Consider the following 19323-nt stretch of genomic DNA (forward strand, 5'->3'; position numbering starts at 1 on the left):
CTCCCTTGCAATTAATTACTTTATTCTTATAAAATGATTCTTTTTTGCTTGGTAGGTATGGATTATGCAGAGAGTTTTGCGCCTGCTGTTTAACCTACATTATGGAGAAGAAAAAAGGGCTCTTCTTTTTTTTCTTTTAGGATTGGTCTGGGGAATTGGTTGCTATGGCACCCTATCTCTTGCTGAAGGTTTGTTTATTGAAAGATTGGGATCTATGCAGTTGCCCAAAGTTTATTTAGGCTCCTCATTGATTCTTTGTATCTTTTCTTCATTGATTCTTTATAATTTATTTAAAAAACATATCTCCGCAACAGCCTTATTTCTTATCCCTGTTTCCTTATCTATTTTCTGCAACTTTTACCTCATGCTCTCTTCGATTTTTGCTATTGAACTTCCTCACTCTCCTTTGTTCTTTTACCGTATCTTTATTTGGAGTTTAACTATACTGTCCTATACCAGCTTCTGGGGATTTGTAGATCAATTTTTTAATTTACAAGATGGAAAACGACATTTTTGTATTTTTAATGCTGTTATCTTCTTAGGAGACGCTATTGGCAGTGGGATCGTCGCTAGTTTAGTACATATTATAGGCATACAGGGCATTCTTATTTTATTTACAACCGCCCTTGTGCTTACATTCCCGATAGTATTTTATGTTTCAAAATCTCTAAAAGCTCTTTCTGATGATCATGATCACTTTATAGATACAGGTCACCCGCCCCCGCTATCAAAAGCTTTCAAACTCTGTTTGCATGATAAATATACTTTTTATTTACTCTGTTTTTATTTCCTTATGCAACTCTTGGCTATTGCTACAGAGTTTAATTATTTAAAAATTTTTGAAATCCAATTTGCTTCTAAAGAAGAATTTGAATTAGTTGCCCACATTGGAAAGTGTTCCTTATGGATTTCCTTAGGAAACATGTGCTTTGCTCTTTTTGCTTATAGTAGGATAGTAAAACGTCTCGGAGTGAATAATATCATTTTATTTGCTCCTTTATGCTTCTTAAGCCTCTTCCTATGTTGGACTTTTAAAACAACCCTCAGCATCGCTATCCTTGGTATGGTAGTGCGCGAAGGGGTAACCTATGCTCTTGATGATAATAACCTTCAACTACTGATCTATGGGGTCCCTAATAAAATCCGCAACCAAATCCGCATTGTAGTCGAATCCTTTATCGAGCCTATTGGAATGTTAGTATGGTCCTTAGTCTGTTTCTTTACTTCTCGCCAATATGTTTTTTGCCTGATCATTTCATTAGTAGCCACTGTCTTAGTGTTCCTTGTACGCTCCTACTATGCTCAGGCTATTCTGAAAAATCTATCGGCGCAAGCTTTACAACTTACCCGTTCGATGCAAGATTGGATCAAATCTATGACTGTCAAACAAAAGAGACAAATTGAACTCTTTTTACTTGCTCACCTCAAACATCCTAGCGAACGTCATCAAACTTTTGCTTTTCAACACCTCTTAAATCTAGCAAGCCGCAGTGTACTTCCAAGTCTTTTAGCCCATATGAATAAGCTCAGTCTTCCCAATAAATTAAAGACTATAGACATGCTCAAATCTAGCTTATGGGCTAAAGATTTTCTAACCCTAGAGCTCTTAAAGCGCTGGACAAGCATCTTCCCCCATCCCGCGATTGCATCGGCTATACATCTGTATTTTGCAGAACATGATCTTTTACATGTTACCCATATTGCTGAAGACCTATATGATACAATTGGAGAAAAACTTCTTGCAGCAATTTTAACGGTAAGAAGACAGGAAGCCAGCGGCCCTTACAGAGATCTCTCTGATAAGCGCCTTAAAGAACTACTCTATTCTGATCGTCCTCAAGATATAACTATGGGGTTGACAATACTTAAACTAGAAAAAAATCCTGAAAATTTTCCTATTCTTCTAGATTTCTTAAATACGACTAACGAAGACATCTTGATTGTCACATGTAAAGCCTTATATACTTCTGTTAGAGCCAATCATAAACCCTATTGCCGTAAACTTCTTAAAATATTAAGGCAATGTGCCGATAATAATGAAGCAAGCCATTATCTATTAAAAACGATTCGGGTTGCTTTAGACACTTCATTAATAAAAGACTTATTAATGACAACATCACAACTGAAAAATACCTCTAGAAAATATGCTGAAGCTATAATTGCCGACTTAGATAAGGAAGTAGCTCCAGCATTTCTCCAAGTCCTTACTGATGAAAGCATTCATAATCGCTGTCGTATTCTAGCCGCAAAAGCTCTTTCTAAAATCGATAATTGGTTATTAAAAAAGCATGCTTACAAAATCGTAAAATCTAAAGCAAGTAAGGCATTATTTTATTCTTACCACCGACACTATATTCAAATAAAGTATCCTACATACAATCTTAGCTTACTAGTAAACACTTTGAACTCTAATTATTATGCTGAAGTAAATTTTATTCTTTCACTCTTAGGGATTCTAGGATCTATGGAACATTCTGATATACTTATTCGTGCATTAACTAGTAAAAATCAAAAAATCAAGGCCCAAGCTCTAGAATCTTTAGAAAAAAGCTGTGATAGCCATCTATTCTCTTTATTAGAACCATTCGTTACTCAACCAGGCATATGCTATAGTGAGAAACATTACTTCAAATGCGGAGTAATTCCACTAACTCTTAAAGAACTTCTAAACATGATGGAAAGCTCTCCTTCATCTTTAAATAAATTAACAGCCCAACAACTTAAAGAAGAACTTTCTTACTGTGATCCTGATTTCCAATCCCCCAATACAATCTACAATCAAGAACACGAAAAATTCATTAAAGAAGAAACAGAAACTCTCACCCCCTCCTTCTTATCCACTATCTAGTCGAATGACCTATTTCCATAAAAGAAGGACATAATAAATTTGCAATTAGAAGACATCAATTTCAATTGTTCCCTCTTGCAACTCTTTCATCGTAAGGGTAACATCATCTATCAAGCATATTGATATCTATAGGACTATTAAAATCAAATATTTTAAAAAACATTGATTCTTTTTAAAGCTTCTGGAAGCTCTATAGTAGAATTAATTTAAATTAAACATTTGTATATATTTAGTTTTAACTAAATATATAGTGAGAATAAGGACCCTTTTATGAACTTGATCGATCGTGCCTTCCTATTAAAAAAAACGATTATATTCCAATCTTTAGATATGGATCTTCTACTAACGATTGCTGATAAAACTGAAACGATAATATGCAAGCCTGGAAGCAGTATATTTTCTATAGGACAGCCTGGATTTAGCTTTTATATCATTGTAGAAGGTTACGTTACTATTTCTAAAGAAGAACTAGACCCTCCTTTAAATTTAAAACCTTTAGATTGTTTTGGAGAAGAAAGCCTATTTAATAATAAGCTCAGAGAATATAACGCATCTGCAAATACACAGGTTCGCATTCTGGTTTTAAGTAAAGGACAGATTCTAAATATAGTTGAAGAATGTCCCTCTGTAGCTTTGTCTTTCTTAGAGTTATATGCTAAACAATTAGGGTTTAGACAACCTTAAATATGCGAATCAACTAAACTAAATCGAAAACCCGTGCGACCTATATCAAAAATGTAAGCACCTAAAAAGAAACTACTTTATAGAAAATAAAGAAGTCGGATTTATTTACTATCAAAAGGAAAAGAGCGCGCTACATCTCTAGGAAAGATTACAGCGCACACAGAATATAAGAACCGATTATTCCTCAGACTGACGTTTTTTGATATAAGCAAATACATCACCAACAGTACGAAGCTTTTCAGCATCTTCTTCAGAAATTTCAAAAGCGAATTTTTCTTCTAAAGTCATAATCAACTCTGTCAAATCTAAACTATCAGCATTTAAGTCTTCAATAAAAGAAGAATTTTCATTAACTTCCTTTGGATCTACCCCTAACTGCTCAACAATAATTGCTATTACATCATCTTCTAAACTCATTGCTTATATCCTTTTAATATTTAAACTGTACAATACTTAACTAGTCCCATAGGGAAAAAGAGAATTAGTATCGCAAAAAATCATTTTTTATTCGACAGTTACTTAATTAGTTACCAAAGAGAAGTCTTCAAAAAGCTTTCTCTTATCGTCTTAATAAGTTAATCCTCCATCTACAACTAATGTCTGTGCAGTGATATAACTAGATAGCTGAGAGGCTAAAAATAATGCCGCACGGGCAATATCTTCAGCAGTTCCTGCTCTGCCCATAGGAATCATCTTGAGCCATTCCGATTTTAAATTATCATTCAAAACATTTGTCATATCAGTTTCAATAAAACCAGGAGCAATACAATTCACGCGCACATTTCTTCCAGCTACTTCTTTAGCTAACGACTTTGTGAAAGCAATAATCCCAGCCTTAGCAGCTGCATAGTTTGACTGTCCAGGACTTCCTATCTTAGCAACAACAGAAGCTATATTTATAATAGATCCAGAACGTGCTTTCGTCATATGACGAATAACCGATGAGCATGTGTAGTATAAGGAATCTAAATTAGTATTAATAACGGAATGCCAATCTTTTTCAGACATACGCATAAGTAGATTATCCCTGGTAATCCCCGCGTTATTTACCAAAATATCTAGCTGCTTATGATTTTCTAAAAATTTTTGGACAGACTCCTTAACTTCACTAGAATGACTTACATCTACACGAGCAAAAGAAATTTTTCCAGGCAAGCCCTTCAAACTATCCAAAACAGCCTGACCTCGCTCCTCATTCAATCCCCAAATTTCTACATCAGATCCACTCTCTAGAAAAAGCTTGGCTATGCCAAGTCCAATTCCTCGAGACCCTCCAGTAATTATGGCTTTTTTCCCTGTTAACATTATGTCCATACAAATCATACCTCTGACACAAATTTTTCAATGTTCTCAACAGTACCAAGACTAGATATCCGCTTAGAAATCCCCATCGAGCGATTTAATCCAGACAAGACCCTACCCGGACCTAATTCTAAGAATTCATCCACCTCTGGCTCCATATGATAACAGCTCTGGTACCATAATGTCGGCGAGGTTGTTTGACGAGTTAAACAGCTACGAATTTCTTCAGCATCTACTAAAGACCGAGCAACAACGTGTGATACTAAAGGAAGATCTAAGTCTTTAATAGAAAGAGCATAAATATCTGGAGCTAAACCATCCTGAGCAGTTTGCATTAAAGGAGTATGAAATGCCCCAAAAACTTTTAAGCGAACTGCTTTTTTACAGCCCAAATTACGAAACAATTGGACCGTCTCATCGACTTTTTCTTCTACTCCTGCGACTACAAGCTGGTTTGGTGTATTATAATTAGCAATCCAAATCCCTTCGCCCAGACTTTTTATATTTTCCTCTATAACTTCGGAAGGCAAGCCTAATAAAGCGGCCATAGCTCCAGGACTCTGTTTACAAGCCTCATTCATTAACTGACCTCGCTTTCTAACAAGCCTAAGTCCATCAATTATCGAAATTCTATTAGAAGCAGCTAAAGCAGTATACTCGCCTAAACTTAGGCCAGCAACCAAAGAGGGTTCAATAGAAGAACGTTGAGATAAAATCTTAATTACAGCCATACTATGAAGATAAATAGCTAATTGGCTATGCACTGTTTCCATTAAAAGATCTTCAGGACCTTTAAACATGATTGAGGTTATAGAAAATCCTAATGACTCATTAGCAAAATCAAAAAGATCAGCAACTTCAGGATACTGCTCATATAAATCTTGTCCCATGCCTACATATTGGCTCCCTTGCCCCGGGAACAAAAAACCATAACGTTTTTTCATCAAAAATCGCCCTTGTTAGACTTGCTCTAAAACTACAGCGCCCCAGGATAAACCGCCTCCAAAGGCTGCTAAAAGCAAATAATCATGAAGCTTTATACAGTCCTCACGGACTAACTCATCCAAAGCAATACCCACAGATGAAGCGGCTGTATTTCCATATTTATGTAAACTCTTAAAAACTCTAGTCTGATCAATTTCAAAACGCTTAGCTAAAGCATCTATGATTCTTTCATTAGCTTGGTGAGGCACCAACCAATCTATATCCTCTTCTTGAATGCCTGCCAAAAGGATTGAATTTTTAGCTGCAGCCTCCATACGTCTTACAGCATGCTTAAAGATTTCTTTCCCCTCCATAGCAATAAAATGTTTACCGGATTTTAAAGTCTCTTCAGAAGCAGGGCAACGACTTCCTCCAGCAGGAAGACTCAATAACTCTCCTAGTTTACCATCGGCACCTAAGGACAATTTATTAATCTCTAAAGATCCTGGCTGACTTTTCCCAACAACACAAGCCGCCCCCCCATCCCCAAAAAGAACACAGGTATTACGATCTGTATAGTCTACAAAAGAAGAGAGCTTATCAGCAGCAATTAACAATACATGATGATACATATCCGATTCTACATAAGCCTTAGCTATAGACAAGCCGTATAAAAAACCAGTACACGCAGCTTGACAATCAAATGTAGGAACCTCTTCAATACCTAAATATGCTTGAGCAAGAGCTCCGCTTGATGGGAAAATATAATCAGGAGCTGCCGTAGAGAAAACAATACAATCAATCTGATTCTTACTTAAACCAGCACTTGCTATTGCTTTCTCAGCAGCCATAGCTCCCATAAAAGAAGTATGCTCCTTAGGCCCAGCAATGCGCCGTTCTTTGATCCCAGTTCTCGTCATGATCCACTCATCAGAGGTATCTACCATTTTTTCTAAATCTGCATTTGAAAGAATTTTCTCAGGTAGATAAGAACCTGTTGCCAAAATTGCTGCTTTTTTATTTTTATTCACAGACAACCACAAGTAAAGAAAAAAGCTAGTATACTATTCAAAGAGTTTATACTCTAATCTTAATTTAAGCCCTAAGCTCGAATGCAAAAATAAAATTCAAACCACTATGATAAAATATCCTGACTACTTATCTAAATTAATTTTCTTTTTAAGAAAACTTCCAGGCATTGGATTTAAAACAGCAGAAAAACTTGCTTTTGATTTACTCTCTTGGGATAGTGAGCAATTAAAAATATTAGGCGATGCTTTTCATGATGTTGCCCATGATCGTAGCTACTGTTCTTCATGTTTTACCCTAAAAGAATCTACAGAGACAAGTTGTCACTTTTGTACAAAAGAAAGAGACAACGGGAGTCTATGCATTGTTGCTTCACCAAAAGATGTTTTTTTTTTAGAACGTTCCAAAGTATTTAAAGGGCGTTATTATGTCCTCGGATCTCTTTTATCGCCAATTACAGGAAAACAAATAGAAAACCAACGACTCTTGCTTTTAAAAGCTCAGATAGAATCTCTTTGTCCCAAAGAAATTATCCTAGCCATTGATGCAACACTAGAAGGAGACGCCACAGCTCTTTTTCTAAAACAAGAATTAGAACATTTTTCTATATCTATTTCTCGTTTAGCTCTAGGAATGCCTATAGGCCTATCTTTTGATTACATAGATTCAGGAACTCTAGCAAGAGCATTTTCTGGGCGTCACTCGTATTAACTGCCTAATTTTAAAAATAAAAAAATCCTTGTAGTCTAAGGCAAGTACTTTTATTTTTCTTTAGCAAGTAATGAATCATCAAATTTGCCTTAAAACTATGTAATTAGTAGAGTTGTTTCAGTGGTAACATCGATTATGTTTTCTTACAAGGAGAGACTTTTAAGCTTTCTAAAGAAACAAAAATCTGCTCAAATATTGGAACCCTAGTCTAAAGATGAGAAAGGCCTAGGGAATGCAAAGCAAGAAAGACATCGAATACAGGTGAAATTTCTTTAAAAATACAAAAATAATCTAGTTAGTAAGGTCTTGTTAAAAAACTTCTTTGTCCCTATTTTTGTGCTTACTTCATTATCTGATAAACAAGCTTTCTATCTAGGAAAGAGTCTTTGGAATGCCCATCATGCGAAATAAAGTTATCTTACAACTATCCATCTTAGTTTTAATCCAAGCCCCTTTAATTCTTTTTTCTTCTGAAAAAGTTAAAGAAGGTCATGTAGTGGTAGACTCTATCACAATCGTAACAGAAGGAGAAAATGCTTCAAATAAACACCCTCTACCTAAACTAAAAACAAGAAGTGGCGCCCTTTTTTCCCAATTGGATTTTGACGAAGACTTAAGAACATTAGCTAAAGAATATGATGCTGTCGATCCTAAAGTAGAATTTTGCGAAGGAAAAACTACGATTGCACTTCGCCTAATAGCTAAGCCTTCCATTCGAAAAATTAATATCTCGGGGAATCAAGTAGTTCCCGAACATAAAATTCTTAAAACACTACAAATTTATTCTAACGATCTCTTTGAGAGAGAAAAATTTCTCAAAGGCCTTGATGAATTAAGAACGTATTATCTGAAGCGAGGATATTTTGAATCGAATTTAGATTACAACCTCGAGCATAACCAAGAGAAGGGTTTTATCGATATTTCAATTCAAATAAAAGAAGGTCCTTGCGGGAAAATTAAGCAACTCAAATTCTCAGGAATTTCACGAACAGAAAAATCAGAGATTCAAGAATTTATTCAAACAAAACAACACTCTACGACTACAAGTTGGTTCACTGGGGCTGGACTATATCATCCAGATATTGTTGAACAAGATGGTTTAGCAATTACTAATTACCTGCATAACCGTGGGTATGCCGATGCTACAATTGATTCTCACTATGAGGTCGATGGTAAGGGAAACATTCTTCTCTATATGGACATCAATAAAGGACCTCAATATACCTTAGGTCACGTCCATATTCAAGGATTTGACGTTCTACCAAAACGGCTTATAGAAAAACAAACACAAGTTGGTCCTAATGACCTTTATTGTCCCGATAAAATATGGGATGGAGCTCATAAGATTAAACAAACTTATGCAAAATATGGTTATATCAATACTAATGTTGATGTTCTTTTCATTCCTCATACAAATCGTCCTATTTATGATGTAACCTACGAGGTAAGTGAAGGATCTCCTTATAAGGTCGGGTTAATTAAAATTACTGGTAATACTCATACAAAATCTGATGTCATTTTACACGAAACAAGCCTCTTTCCAGGAGATACATTCAATCGCTTAAAACTAGAAGATACTGAACAACGTTTAAGGAATACTGGTTACTTCCAGAGCGTTAGCGTCTATACGGTACGTTCTCAACTTGACCCTATGGGTAATGCCGATCAATACCGAGATATTTTTGTCGAGGTTAAGGAGACAACAACTGGGAATATAGGCTTATTTTTAGGATTTAGTTCTCTAGATAATCTCTTCGGGGGAATCGAACTTTCTGAAAGTAATTTCGATCTATTTGGAATTAGAAATTTGTTTTCTAAAGGATTTCGCTGTTTAAGAGGTGGTGGTGAACATCTCTTCTTAAAAGCAAACTTTGGAGATAAAGTCACTGATTACACTTTGAAGTGGACTAAACCTCACTTTTTAAATACCCCTTGGATTTTAGGAATTGAATTAGATAAATCGATTAACAGAGCTTTATCTAAAGATTATGCCGTTCAAACATATGGTGGTAACGTCAGTACAACATATATTTTAAATGAACATCTTAAATACGGTTTATTTTATCGAGGCAGTCAAACAAGTTTACATGAAAAACGTAAGTTTCTTTTAGGACCAAATTTAGATAGCAACAAAGGCTTTGTCTCCGCTGCAGGTGTTAACTTAAATTATGACTCTGTAGACAGTCCTAGAAATCCAACTACAGGAATTCGTGGTGGTGTTACCTTTGAAGTTTCTGGTTTAGGGGGTACATACCATTTTACGAAACTCTCTTTAAATAGTTCTATATATAGAAAACTTACACGTAAAGGCGTTTTAAAAATCAAAGGAGAAGCTCAATTTATTAAACCCTTTAGCAATACTACAGGTGAAGGAATTCCTATGAGTGAGCGTTTCTTCTTGGGTGGAGAAACTACAGTTCGAGGCTATAAATCTTTCATGATTGGTCCAAAATACTCTGCTACAGAGCCTCAAGGAGGTTTATCTTCCCTCTTAATTTCAGAAGAATTCCAATATCCCCTTATTAAACAACCTAATATTAGTGCCTTTATGTTCCTAGATTCAGGATTTGTCGGTCTTGAAAACTACAAAATCTCTTTAAAAGATTTATACAGTAGTGCTGGATTTGGTTTACGCTTTGATGTCATGAATAATGTTCCTGTTATGTTAGGATTTGGATGGCCTTTCCGTCCTACGGAGAATCTGAACGGAGAAAAAATCGATATTTCTCAACGCTTTTTCTTTGCTTTAGGAGGTATGTTCTAACATACCAATGAGAGAATACAGCAACGGAAATCTTTGTTGTTTTCAGAAAAGGCTTTTGGTACCCTTGTTCTATATCCAAGTTAGTGAAGGTGTTTATGAAAAAATTATTATCTTCTGTAGTTTTACTTTTTCTAGGATCAATGACTACAGTTCATGCCGATTTAGGCTATGTTAACTTGAAGCGTTGCCTAGAAGAATCTGATCTAGGGAAAAAAGAAACTGAAGAATTAGAAGTTATGAAACAGCAATTTTTAAAAAATGCTGAAAAAATAGAAGAGGAGCTAACTTCTATCTATAATAAGCTGCAAGATGAAGACTACATGGAAAGCCTATCTGAGGCAGCCTCTGAAGAGCTAAGAAAAAAATTTGAAGATCTCTCTGGAGAGTATAATGCATATCAGTCTCAATACTACCAATCAATCAATCAAAGTAATGTTAAACGCATTCAAAAACTCATACAGGAAGTAAAAATTGCTGCAGAGTCTGTACGACTAAAGGAAAAATTAGAAGCTATCCTCAATGAAGAAGCTGTCTTAGCCATTGCACCTGACTCAGATAAAACTACTGAAATTATTGCTATTCTCAACGAATCTTTTAAAAAACAAAACTAATCACCTAAGCTGAAGGAGTTTTCTATGTCTGAAGCACCAGTCTATACTCTTAAACAGTTAGCTGAGCTATTACAGGTCGAAGTTCAAGGAAATATAGAAACTCCTATTTCTGGTGTTGAAGATATTAGCCAGGCTGAAGCTTGGCATATTACTTTTCTAGATAATGAAAAATACTCAAGCTTCTTAAAAAATACGAAAGCTGGAGCAATTATTTTATCTAAGCCTCAAGCCTCACAACATATAGACTTAAAGAAGAATTTTCTTATTACTAATGAATCTCCTTCTCTAACTTTTCAAAAATGTATAGAACTTTTTATAAAACCGGCAACATCAGGATTTTCTGGTGTACACCCTACTGCGGTGATTCACCCCACTGTATGTATCGAAGAAAACGTAACAATAGAGCCTTATGTTGTTATTAGCCAGTATGCTCGCATCGGCTTCGGAACATATATTGGAGCTGGGAGCTTTATTGGCGCCTATAGTACTATAGGTAGTAACTGTCAAATTCATCCTAAGGTTGTAATTCGAGAAAGGGTTGTCTTAGGAAACCGTGTAATTCTTCAACCAGGAGCTGTTCTAGGATCCTGTGGGTTTGGCTATATCACAAACGCTTTCGGCCATCATAAACCGTTAAAACATTTAGGATATGTTATTATAGGTGATGATGTCGAAATCGGAGCTAACACAACTATTGATCGGGGTAGATTTAAAAATACTATTATTCATGAAGGAACCAAAATTGATAATCAGGTACAAATAGCCCATCACGTTGAAGTTGGAAAACATAGTATTATTGTTGCTCAAGCTGGTATTGCCGGATCCACAAAAATTGGTGACCATGTGATCATTGGAGGTCAAACAGGTATTACTGGCCATATTTCTATTGCTGATCATGTCATCATGATTGCTCAAACTGGAGTCACAAAATCTATTACTTCTCCAGGTATTTATGGTGGAGCTCCTGCACGACCATATCAAGAGACACACCGCCTAATAGCTAAGATTCGAAATCTTCCTAAAACCGAAGAACGATTAAGTAAATTGGAGAGACAGGTAAAAGATCTGCTAGCGCTCAACGGTCTAGCCACTTCTTCTGAGACTTAATGACAATTTTCCTTTATAAAATAAAAATTAGTTTTTTTGTTTTTGCTCCCCAATGAAAAAGTTATTAATACTAGTTAGTAAGTACATATAGAACTTAATCTTCTTTTGATCATAAGCATTTTCATTATCTTTTTATTTAAAATTTCTGGGCTAATCTTTCCTGTTCGCACTAATTGAATAATGGTTTTCATTCCGAAATTAAATTCATTAAGATTGGTGAATATGAAACACTCCCCTCCAGAATTTAAAACTTTCGCAGTGTAATCTATGTCAGAAAATATCGATGGACTGATGAATTTCAATGAAGAAAAATCAACATGCAAAGCAAGCCCTCGAATTGTATTTGCTAAACTATACCTTAGAGCAATAGGACTACATGAAGAAACGGGCATTATAGGCACATCACTATCATACATGCACCCTTGAATATTTCCACTATGCTTAAGGACTTGAACTAATTTAGAATAATTCAACAAATCCATATGCATGATCTCTTTAAAAATCAAAGTGAAAGCCACCCCATATTGCTTTAATAAATTTCCTAAATCCTCAGCTAAATCACTCATGTTCTGATAATTTACAAGAGAAATATTCCGATAGGTTAAGTAATAATGTAAACTATTTACAACAGTAGTTCCCAAAAGAAGCGGCAAGTCTAATTTCTTATTAATCGAACGAATGTACTCACACTGTTGCTCAAATGATCCACAATAGAGCAAAATACCACCTAAACCACTGCTTTCTTTTAAGTCATGAATCACTTTGGTAAACTCATCCCATTTGCTATCACATACAGGGGAATAAAAAAATAGCTGAGCTATTTTTTTATCGATTGAAGTCAGCATAGCGAAAAGTTCTTTGGTTTGCTCAAGTTCCTCATTTTTGTATGGCAGCCATTGAGTTTTCTTTAAATAATGGTTTGTAGAAGTCGTTTCACGATTTTGAAATTGTTGAGCAGAAGCAACAATACGTTTTGTTATGCTTAAAAGCTTTTCTTCTAGCTCTTCGTTTTCCTTAGATTTATCTTCACTCGGCCTTTGATCAGGCTGCTTCATTACGCCATCTATCGAATCCACGTAAAACTGAGTATGTCGATTAATTTTACGATAGATATCCATAAGACATAATCCTTCTTGTTCTTTTTAAATCGTCAAGAGAAACATAGTAAAATTTTTTCGATTTTTTAAAAAAACTTAATTACTTTTTCTTCGGAATAGCCCTTGTCTTTTGAACCCTAGGACTCTATAATGGAGTGAAAAACCATTCCTGAAGCGTCTCTCATAGAAAAAATTTATGGATAGTTTACCACCCTACAATATAGCTTCTCAGGATACAGAAAAGCCCTTAGTAGAAAACATTATAGATATTTATGGTCCTGCTACCTGTTCTCAATTTTTAAAGCAAATGATTCTGATTCGTGAGTTTGAAAGTCAAGGAGAAACAGCCTATCAGGAAGGATTGATTGGTGGATTTTATCACTCCTATACTGGTCAAGAAGCGGTAGCCACTGCTGCTATTGCAAATACGGGATCCAACCAATGGGTCTTCTCTTCCTATCGCTGCCATGCCCTTGCTATTCTTCTTAAAGTTCCTTTAGAAGAAATTGCTGCCGAACTTCTAGGCAAAGAAACAGGATGTGCCCTAGGTCGTGGAGGATCTATGCATATGTGTGGACCTAATTTTCCTGGAGGATTTGGTATTGTAGGAGGACAAATTCCTCTTGCAGCTGGAGCTGCCTTCGCCATCAAATATCTAAAAGAAAAAAATAAGATTGCTCTGGCCTTTATCGGAGACGGTGCAGTCGCTCAAGGAGTATTCCACGAAACCTTAAATTTTGTCTCTCTCCACCAACTTCCTCTTATGCTGATTATTGAAAATAATGGTTGGGGCATGGGAACATCTTTAAATCGTGCTGTAGCCAAACAACCAATAGCAGAGTCACAAGGAGCATCCTATGGTATTCGCGCATTCACGATTAATGGTTTTGATTTATTCAACTCTCTTGTTGGGTTTAGAGAGGCCTATCGCTATATGCTCGATACAGAATCTCCAGTGTTAATTGAATGTCTCTGCTCTCGATTTCGAGGACACTCTGTATCAGATCCCAATTTGTACAGATCAAAAGAAGAGATGCAATGTTTATTCAAAAAGGACCCTATTACCTTTGCTAAAAACTGGCTAATTCAACTAGGAGTACTAACAGAAGAAGAATTTCAAAACATACGAAAACAATGTAAAGCTGAAGTTTTACAAGCATTTTCTAAAGCAAAACTATCCCCAGAACCATCCATCACCACATTAGAGGAAGGAGTTTATGGCTAAATATAAAACATTAGAAATTCGAGAAGCTCTCCGAGAAGCTATTGATGAAGAGATGACTCGCGATTCTAATGTCTGCATTCTTGGTGAAGAGGTTGGTGAATACAATGGTGCTTATAAAGTAACCAAAGGCTTATTAGATAAATGGGGTCCTAAGAGAGTTATTGACACTCCTATTAGCGAGGCTGCCTTTTCAGGCATTGGCATAGGAGCTGCAATGTTAGGCCTTCGTCCTATCATAGAATTTATGAGCTGGAATTTTTCTTTTGTTGCTGCAGATCAAATTATCTCGCATGCTGCTAAAATGCATTATATGACTGGAGGAAAATTTTCTGTTCCTATAGTTTTCCGCGGTCCTAATGGTGCTGCAGCTCAAGTTTCATGCCAGCATTCTCATTGTGTAGAAGCGTTATATGCTAATATTCCTGGTCTGATTATTATAGCGCCTTCAACTCCCCAAGATGCTAAAGGCTTACTAAAATCAGCAATCAGAAATAATAACCCAGTTCTTTTTTTAGAAAACGAGCTAGAGTATAACTTGAAAGGAGAAGTCCCGACTCAAGAATACCTGGTTCCTATTGGAAAGGCACGTCTAGTTCAAGAAGGAAAAGATCTTACTATTATTACTTATAGCCGTATGGTTTCTATTACTCAACAAGCCTGCTCTTTAGCAAAAAAACGTTGGGGTTTATCTATAGAAATTATCGACCTAAGAACAATTAAGCCTTTAGATTTATCCTCTATTTTATCTTCGATACAAAAAACTTCACGTTGTATTGTCATTGAAGAAGGGCATTATTTCTCTGGGATCTCTGCTGAAATTATTGCAACGATTACTGAATATGCCTTTGATTATCTTGATACTGCGCCTTTAAGAATATGTCAGAAAGAAACTCCTATGCCTTATAGTAAAGTCTTAGAGCAAGCCACTCTGCCAAATATTAACCGAATCTTAGACACCATTGAAAAAGTTATGAGGTAAGTTTGTGATCTCCTTATTGAAAATGCCAAAGCTTTCTCCAACTATGGAAGTGGGTACCATAGTGAAATGGCACAAAAAAAATAATGATCAGGTGCATTTTGGAGACGTTATTCTCGAAATTTCTACGGATAAAGCTGTTTTAGAACATACAGCTAATGAGGATGGCTGGCTTCGTGAAATTCTATGTCATGAAGGGAATAAAATAACTATAGGCACCCCTATTGCAGTACTCTCCACAGAATCTAATGAGCCATTTACCCTAGACGAACTCCTTCCTAAGACGGAATCCTCTAAGTTAAAGCTCCCTCCTGAAAACACCCCTCAAGAAGAGCCTCTTTCATCAACTACGAAAGCCACACCTGTCACATTTACTTCTGTTTCCTTCAAGCCCGAGCCTCCTCTATCCTCTCCCTTAATTTTGAAACGTCCAGATATTACTAGCAATCTATCTCCATTAGCCAGGCAGTTAGCAAAAGAAAAAAATCTAGATGTTTCTTCACTTCAAGGAAGCGGTCCTGGAGGACGCATAGTAAAAAAAGATCTAGATAAAGCTCCTTCTAAAAGCATTGCCGGATTTGGTTATCCTGAAGCTCCAGAAGTCCCTCCAGGGTCTTATCATGAGGAAAACCTGTCCCCAATTCGTGAAGTTATTGCCTCACGTTTACAGGCTGCTAAAGTCTCTATTCCTCACTTCTATATAAAACAACAAGTGTACGCATCGCCCCTTCTTAACCTGCTTAAAGAATTACAACTTCAGGGAATCAAAGTTTCTATTAATGACTGCATCGTACGTGCTTGTGCTTTAGCACTTAAAGAGTTTCCCTCAATTAATTCTGGCTTCAACAGTTTTGATAATAAAATTGTCCGCTTCGAAACTATTGATATTTCTGTAGCTGTAGCTATTCCGGATGGAATTATTACTCCAATTATACGCTGTGCAGACCGCAAAAACCTTGGTATGATTTCAGCAGAAATTAAGAGTTTAGCAGTCAAAGCCAAAAATCAGTCTCTTGAAGAAACTGAGTATAAAGGGGGATCTTTTTGCGTCTCTAACTTAGGAATGACAGGAATTACTGAATTTACAGCTATTATAAATCCCCCTCAAGCGGCTATCCTTGCTGTAGGAAGCGTTATAGAACAAGCACTTGTGCTTAATGGAGAAATTACTATAGGATCTACCTGTATACTCACCTTATCTGTAGATCATAGAGTAATAGATGGTTATCCGGCTGCAATGTTTATGAAACGGCTACAAAAAATCTTAGAAGCACCAGCAGTTTTATTGTTAAACTAAGTATGTTTTAAGAAAGATGGAGCTCATTTGTTACATAAAAAAAGCTCCGAGAGCTCTAAAAGATTTAAAACGCTATCTAATTTTCTTAAATTTCTTCTCCAGAACAAGATTTTGTAGGAACATGCCAAATGTTCTTCGCGTAATCTTGAATTGCCCTGTCACTAGAGAAAAAACCCATTCCAGCAGTATTATAAATAGAAGTTTTGGTCCATAAATTCGATTCTGTGAAGAGTTTAGCAGCACTTTCATGGGCAATAATGTAAGATTCTAAATCCGCCAAGACAAAGAAGGGATCACCCTCATGTAGTAGGCGACGTACTATAGGCTTAAATAAATCTTTATCATTGCCATTGAAAAATCCCTGATCGAGTAAATCTAGAACACGGCGAATTTTAGGATTCCTATCACAGATCCCCTGTGGATAGTATTCTCGACGTAACTCTACAATTTCTTTTTCAAGAAGGCCAAAAATAAACATGTTTTCTTTTCCAATGTGTTCGGCCATTTCTATATTTGCACCATCCATAGTCCCTATAGTTAATGCCCCATTCAAAGCAAATTTCATGTTGCCCGTTCCTGAAGCCTCCATTCCAGCTGTAGAAATCTGTTCTGAAAGATCTGTTCCCGGTATAATACTCTCAGCCATAGAAACTTGATAATTAGGTAAAAAGAGAATTTTAAGTTTATCTTTCACTTGAGAATCTTGATTCACAGTGTCTGCAACACTATTAATTAGTTTAATAATTAGTTTAGCCATGACATAACCAGGAGCTGCCTTACCTGAAAAAATTACTGTCGTAGGAACCTCAGATTGATTAGGATTTTCTTTCAAACTATTATACAGATAGATTACCCGAAGGATGTTCATCAATTGTCGTTTATACTCATGAATACGTTTAATATGACAATCAAAGAGAGAATTCGGGTCTATAACTTCCCCAACTTCTCTATAAATTCTAGTTGCTAGATCTTGCTTGTTTTTTAACTTTACCTCTTTCCAATGATCGCGGAAGCTACTATCTTCAGCAAAAGAGCGTATTAATGAAATTTGAGAAAGGTCTACGATATATCGATCACCAATAGTTTCATTCAAAAGCTTACTCAAACGAGGATTACATAAGGCAATCCATCGTCTTGGAGTCACTCCATTTGTGACGTTAATAAACTTTTCAGGGAAAAACTCATAAGATTCTTTAAACAACGTGTCTTTGATCAATTGAGAATGGAACGATGAAACTCCATTGACCTTAGCAGAGCCAATTACAGCTAGGTTAGCCATATTAATATATTTTTGGCTCCCTTCTTCAATAATTGATAAAGATCGACGCTTATCATCATTTTTAGGATAACGGGAGCTCACTTTTTCTAACCAGCGAGCATTTATCTCATAGATAATCTCTAGATGGCGAGGCAATAACTTAGAAAATAAATCCATCGGCCATCTTTCCAAGGCTTCTGGAAGAATCGTATGATTAGTATAATTAAATATCGTTATTGTCATTTCCCATGCCTTATCCCAAGGCATCTCTTCCCTATCTACTAAAATATGCATCATTTCAGCAATCCCTAAAGCAGGGTGCGTATCGTTTAACTGAACTACAACTTTATCCGCCAGATCGTCTAAAGAAATATGAGTTTTAGTATACCTACGGATAATATCTTGAATAGTTGCAGAAACTAGAAAATATTCTTGTTTGAGACGTAGTTCCTGTCCTTCCGTAATGGAATCATTAGGATAAAGAACTCGAGAGATGTTTTCTATTAAAGCGATATCCTCAATAGCCTGAATATAATTCCCATGATTAAAATAGCTAAAGTCAAAACCACGAGGAGATTGTGCCTGCCATAACCTCAGAGAGTTTACAGTTTCATTACCATAACCAGGAATAGGAATATCATAGGCCATTGCTAATACTTCTTGTGTATCGACAAGATCTGATATTGCTTTTCCACGAGCATCTATATAATGGATTACTCTTCCATAAAAGCGCACAGGATAAAGGTACTCTCCTCGACAGATTTCCCAAGGGTTTCCATAACGCAGCCATTCATCAGGTGCCTCTTCCTGATAGCCATTTACTATTCTCTGATCAAAAATACCATAATCATAACGTATACCATAGCCATAGGCGGGCACTGCTAATGTTGCCATAGAATCTAGATAACAAGCTGCTAGTCTTCCTAAACCTCCATTCCCCAATCCTGCATCGGCTTCCATATCTATAAGATGATCGAAATCATAGTTTAAAGTTTTTAGTGCCTTCCTGACTAAGTCCAGAATGCCTAAATTGAGAAGATTACTTTTCAAACTTCTTCCCAAAAGGAATTCCATAGAAAGGTAGTAAACTCTCTTCACATCATTTTTATAGTAGCCATTTTGAGTTTTCAACCAACCTTTTGCGAGCCACTCCATAACAGTTTTTGCAACCGCGGTAAAGATATCTCGAGGAGATGCTGATTCTGGAGATTGTACAACACCTAAGTATAGTCGATCTAGGATAGCTCTTTTCATAGAATCAACACTGACTTCATTCTTATCAAAACTCAAAAAATCTTCCACCCTACAACCATCTTAAACACGCTTTAGAATCACCCATATGCAAAAATTGAAAAAAAAAAAAGTACCACGGCAAAAACAATAAAAAACAATACATCAAAAACTATTTTTAATTAAAAATTAAAAATATAGAGAGAATTAATTTATTATTAAAAAATTTATTAAATCTTTTAATAAAAACAATCTTGACA

The 19323-nt window shown here is 36.0% G+C and carries 15 protein-coding genes; 9 read left to right on the forward strand and 6 right to left on the reverse strand.

Translation table 11 applies throughout. The features are described from left to right. Window positions 1-64 precede the first annotated feature (64 nt). Both C834KP_RS01310 and C834KP_RS01315 read left to right on the forward strand, forming a co-directional pair. The gene (locus C834KP_RS01310) at window positions 65-2848 is read left to right on the forward strand and encodes a hypothetical protein (RefSeq protein ID WP_108896403.1); all 2784 of its coding nucleotides are present in this window, start codon (window positions 65-67) and stop codon (window positions 2846-2848) included. A gap of 270 nt (window positions 2849-3118) precedes the next feature. Continuing rightward, window positions 3119-3532, forward strand: a complete 414-nt coding sequence (locus C834KP_RS01315; RefSeq protein WP_108896404.1) for a cyclic nucleotide-binding domain-containing protein — start codon at window positions 3119-3121, stop codon at window positions 3530-3532. Window positions 3533-3709: 177 nt separating this feature from the next. On the opposite strand, the gene acpP is transcribed toward C834KP_RS01315, so the two are convergent. From acpP to fabH, 4 genes are all read right to left on the reverse strand, one after another. Then, window positions 3710-3949 carry an acyl carrier protein gene (gene acpP / locus C834KP_RS01320; protein WP_108896405.1) on the reverse strand — a complete coding sequence of 80 codons (240 nt, stop codon included), beginning with the start codon at window positions 3947-3949 and terminating at the stop codon, window positions 3710-3712. A gap of 150 nt (window positions 3950-4099) precedes the next feature. Then, window positions 4100-4846, reverse strand: a complete 747-nt coding sequence (gene fabG, locus C834KP_RS01325) for a 3-oxoacyl-ACP reductase FabG (protein WP_108897124.1) — start codon at window positions 4844-4846, stop codon at window positions 4100-4102. Window positions 4847-4851: 5 nt separating this feature from the next. Continuing rightward, window positions 4852-5778: an ACP S-malonyltransferase gene (gene fabD / locus C834KP_RS01330; protein WP_108896406.1), complete on the reverse strand. Its 927-nt coding sequence runs from the start codon at window positions 5776-5778 to the stop codon at window positions 4852-4854. 15 nt (window positions 5779-5793) lie between these two features. Further along, on the reverse strand, window positions 5794-6801 hold the full coding sequence (fabH, locus tag C834KP_RS01335; protein WP_108896407.1) for a ketoacyl-ACP synthase III: 1008 nt from the start codon (window positions 6799-6801) through the stop codon (window positions 5794-5796). 94 nt (window positions 6802-6895) lie between these two features. Here fabH and recR point away from each other — a divergent pair, with 94 nt between their 5' ends. The 4 genes from recR to lpxD all read left to right on the forward strand — a co-directional run bounded on the left by recR (window position 6896) and on the right by lpxD (window position 11980). Further along, window positions 6896-7498, forward strand: a complete 603-nt coding sequence (gene recR / locus C834KP_RS01340; RefSeq protein ID WP_108896408.1) for a recombination mediator RecR — start codon at window positions 6896-6898, stop codon at window positions 7496-7498. A 391-nt stretch (window positions 7499-7889) separates the two neighbouring features. Further along, complete coding sequence (gene bamA / locus C834KP_RS01345; protein ID WP_108896409.1) at window positions 7890-10262, forward strand: outer membrane protein assembly factor BamA; 2373 nt, start codon at window positions 7890-7892, stop codon at window positions 10260-10262. A gap of 95 nt (window positions 10263-10357) precedes the next feature. Then, window positions 10358-10873, forward strand: coding sequence for an OmpH family outer membrane protein (locus C834KP_RS01350; RefSeq protein WP_108896410.1), 516 nt, complete (start codon window positions 10358-10360; stop codon window positions 10871-10873). 24 nt (window positions 10874-10897) lie between these two features. Continuing rightward, window positions 10898-11980 (forward strand): UDP-3-O-(3-hydroxymyristoyl)glucosamine N-acyltransferase, encoded by a 1083-nt coding sequence (lpxD, locus tag C834KP_RS01355; RefSeq protein ID WP_108896411.1) that lies wholly within the window; start codon window positions 10898-10900, stop codon window positions 11978-11980. 74 nt (window positions 11981-12054) lie between these two features. Here lpxD and C834KP_RS01360 read toward each other — a convergent pair whose 3' ends face one another. After that, the gene (locus C834KP_RS01360; protein ID WP_108896412.1) at window positions 12055-13098 is read right to left on the reverse strand and encodes a hypothetical protein; all 1044 of its coding nucleotides are present in this window, start codon (window positions 13096-13098) and stop codon (window positions 12055-12057) included. 175 nt (window positions 13099-13273) lie between these two features. Here C834KP_RS01360 and pdhA point away from each other — a divergent pair, with 175 nt between their 5' ends. From pdhA to C834KP_RS01375, 3 genes are read left to right on the forward strand one after another with little or no spacing between them, the layout of a single operon-like run. After that, on the forward strand, window positions 13274-14302 hold the full coding sequence (gene pdhA, locus C834KP_RS01365; RefSeq protein ID WP_108896413.1) for a pyruvate dehydrogenase (acetyl-transferring) E1 component subunit alpha: 1029 nt from the start codon (window positions 13274-13276) through the stop codon (window positions 14300-14302). After that, window positions 14295-15281 carry an alpha-ketoacid dehydrogenase subunit beta gene (locus tag C834KP_RS01370; RefSeq protein WP_108896414.1) on the forward strand — a complete coding sequence of 329 codons (987 nt, stop codon included), beginning with the start codon at window positions 14295-14297 and terminating at the stop codon, window positions 15279-15281. Before pdhA ends, C834KP_RS01370 begins: the two co-directional genes overlap by 8 nt. 4 nt (window positions 15282-15285) lie before the next feature. Continuing rightward, complete coding sequence (locus tag C834KP_RS01375; protein WP_108896415.1) at window positions 15286-16575, forward strand: pyruvate dehydrogenase complex dihydrolipoamide acetyltransferase; 1290 nt, start codon at window positions 15286-15288, stop codon at window positions 16573-16575. Window positions 16576-16660: 85 nt separating this feature from the next. Here C834KP_RS01375 and C834KP_RS01380 read toward each other — a convergent pair whose 3' ends face one another. Continuing rightward, window positions 16661-19087: a glycogen/starch/alpha-glucan phosphorylase gene (locus C834KP_RS01380; RefSeq protein ID WP_420808680.1), complete on the reverse strand. Its 2427-nt coding sequence runs from the start codon at window positions 19085-19087 to the stop codon at window positions 16661-16663. Window positions 19088-19323 lie beyond the last annotated feature (236 nt).

The sequence above is a fragment of the Chlamydia serpentis genome, from assembly GCF_900239945.1.
GTDB classification, from domain to species: domain Bacteria; phylum Chlamydiota; class Chlamydiia; order Chlamydiales; family Chlamydiaceae; genus Chlamydia; species Chlamydia serpentis.

What these genes read in the sequence shown, in the direction of transcription:
- C834KP_RS01360 (WP_108896412.1), bottom strand. Translation starts at nt 13,098, where the DNA reads ATGGATATCTATCGTAAAATTAATCGACATACTCAGTTTTACGTGGAT.
- fabD (WP_108896406.1), bottom strand. Translation starts at nt 5,778, where the DNA reads ATGAAAAAACGTTATGGTTTTTTGTTCCCGGGGCAAGGGAGCCAATAT.
- lpxD (WP_108896411.1), top strand. Translation starts at nt 10,898, where the DNA reads ATGTCTGAAGCACCAGTCTATACTCTTAAACAGTTAGCTGAGCTATTA.
- C834KP_RS01350 (WP_108896410.1), top strand. Translation starts at nt 10,358, where the DNA reads ATGAAAAAATTATTATCTTCTGTAGTTTTACTTTTTCTAGGATCAATG.
- C834KP_RS01310 (WP_108896403.1), top strand. Translation starts at nt 65, where the DNA reads ATGCAGAGAGTTTTGCGCCTGCTGTTTAACCTACATTATGGAGAAGAA.
- acpP (WP_108896405.1), bottom strand. Translation starts at nt 3,949, where the DNA reads ATGAGTTTAGAAGATGATGTAATAGCAATTATTGTTGAGCAGTTAGGG.
- pdhA (WP_108896413.1), top strand. Translation starts at nt 13,274, where the DNA reads ATGGATAGTTTACCACCCTACAATATAGCTTCTCAGGATACAGAAAAG.
- recR (WP_108896408.1), top strand. Translation starts at nt 6,896, where the DNA reads ATGATAAAATATCCTGACTACTTATCTAAATTAATTTTCTTTTTAAGA.
- C834KP_RS01380 (WP_420808680.1), bottom strand. Translation starts at nt 19,087, where the DNA reads ATGAAAAGAGCTATCCTAGATCGACTATACTTAGGTGTTGTACAATCT.
- C834KP_RS01315 (WP_108896404.1), top strand. Translation starts at nt 3,119, where the DNA reads ATGAACTTGATCGATCGTGCCTTCCTATTAAAAAAAACGATTATATTC.
- fabG (WP_108897124.1), bottom strand. Translation starts at nt 4,846, where the DNA reads ATGGACATAATGTTAACAGGGAAAAAAGCCATAATTACTGGAGGGTCT.
- bamA (WP_108896409.1), top strand. Translation starts at nt 7,890, where the DNA reads ATGCCCATCATGCGAAATAAAGTTATCTTACAACTATCCATCTTAGTT.
- C834KP_RS01370 (WP_108896414.1), top strand. Translation starts at nt 14,295, where the DNA reads ATGGCTAAATATAAAACATTAGAAATTCGAGAAGCTCTCCGAGAAGCT.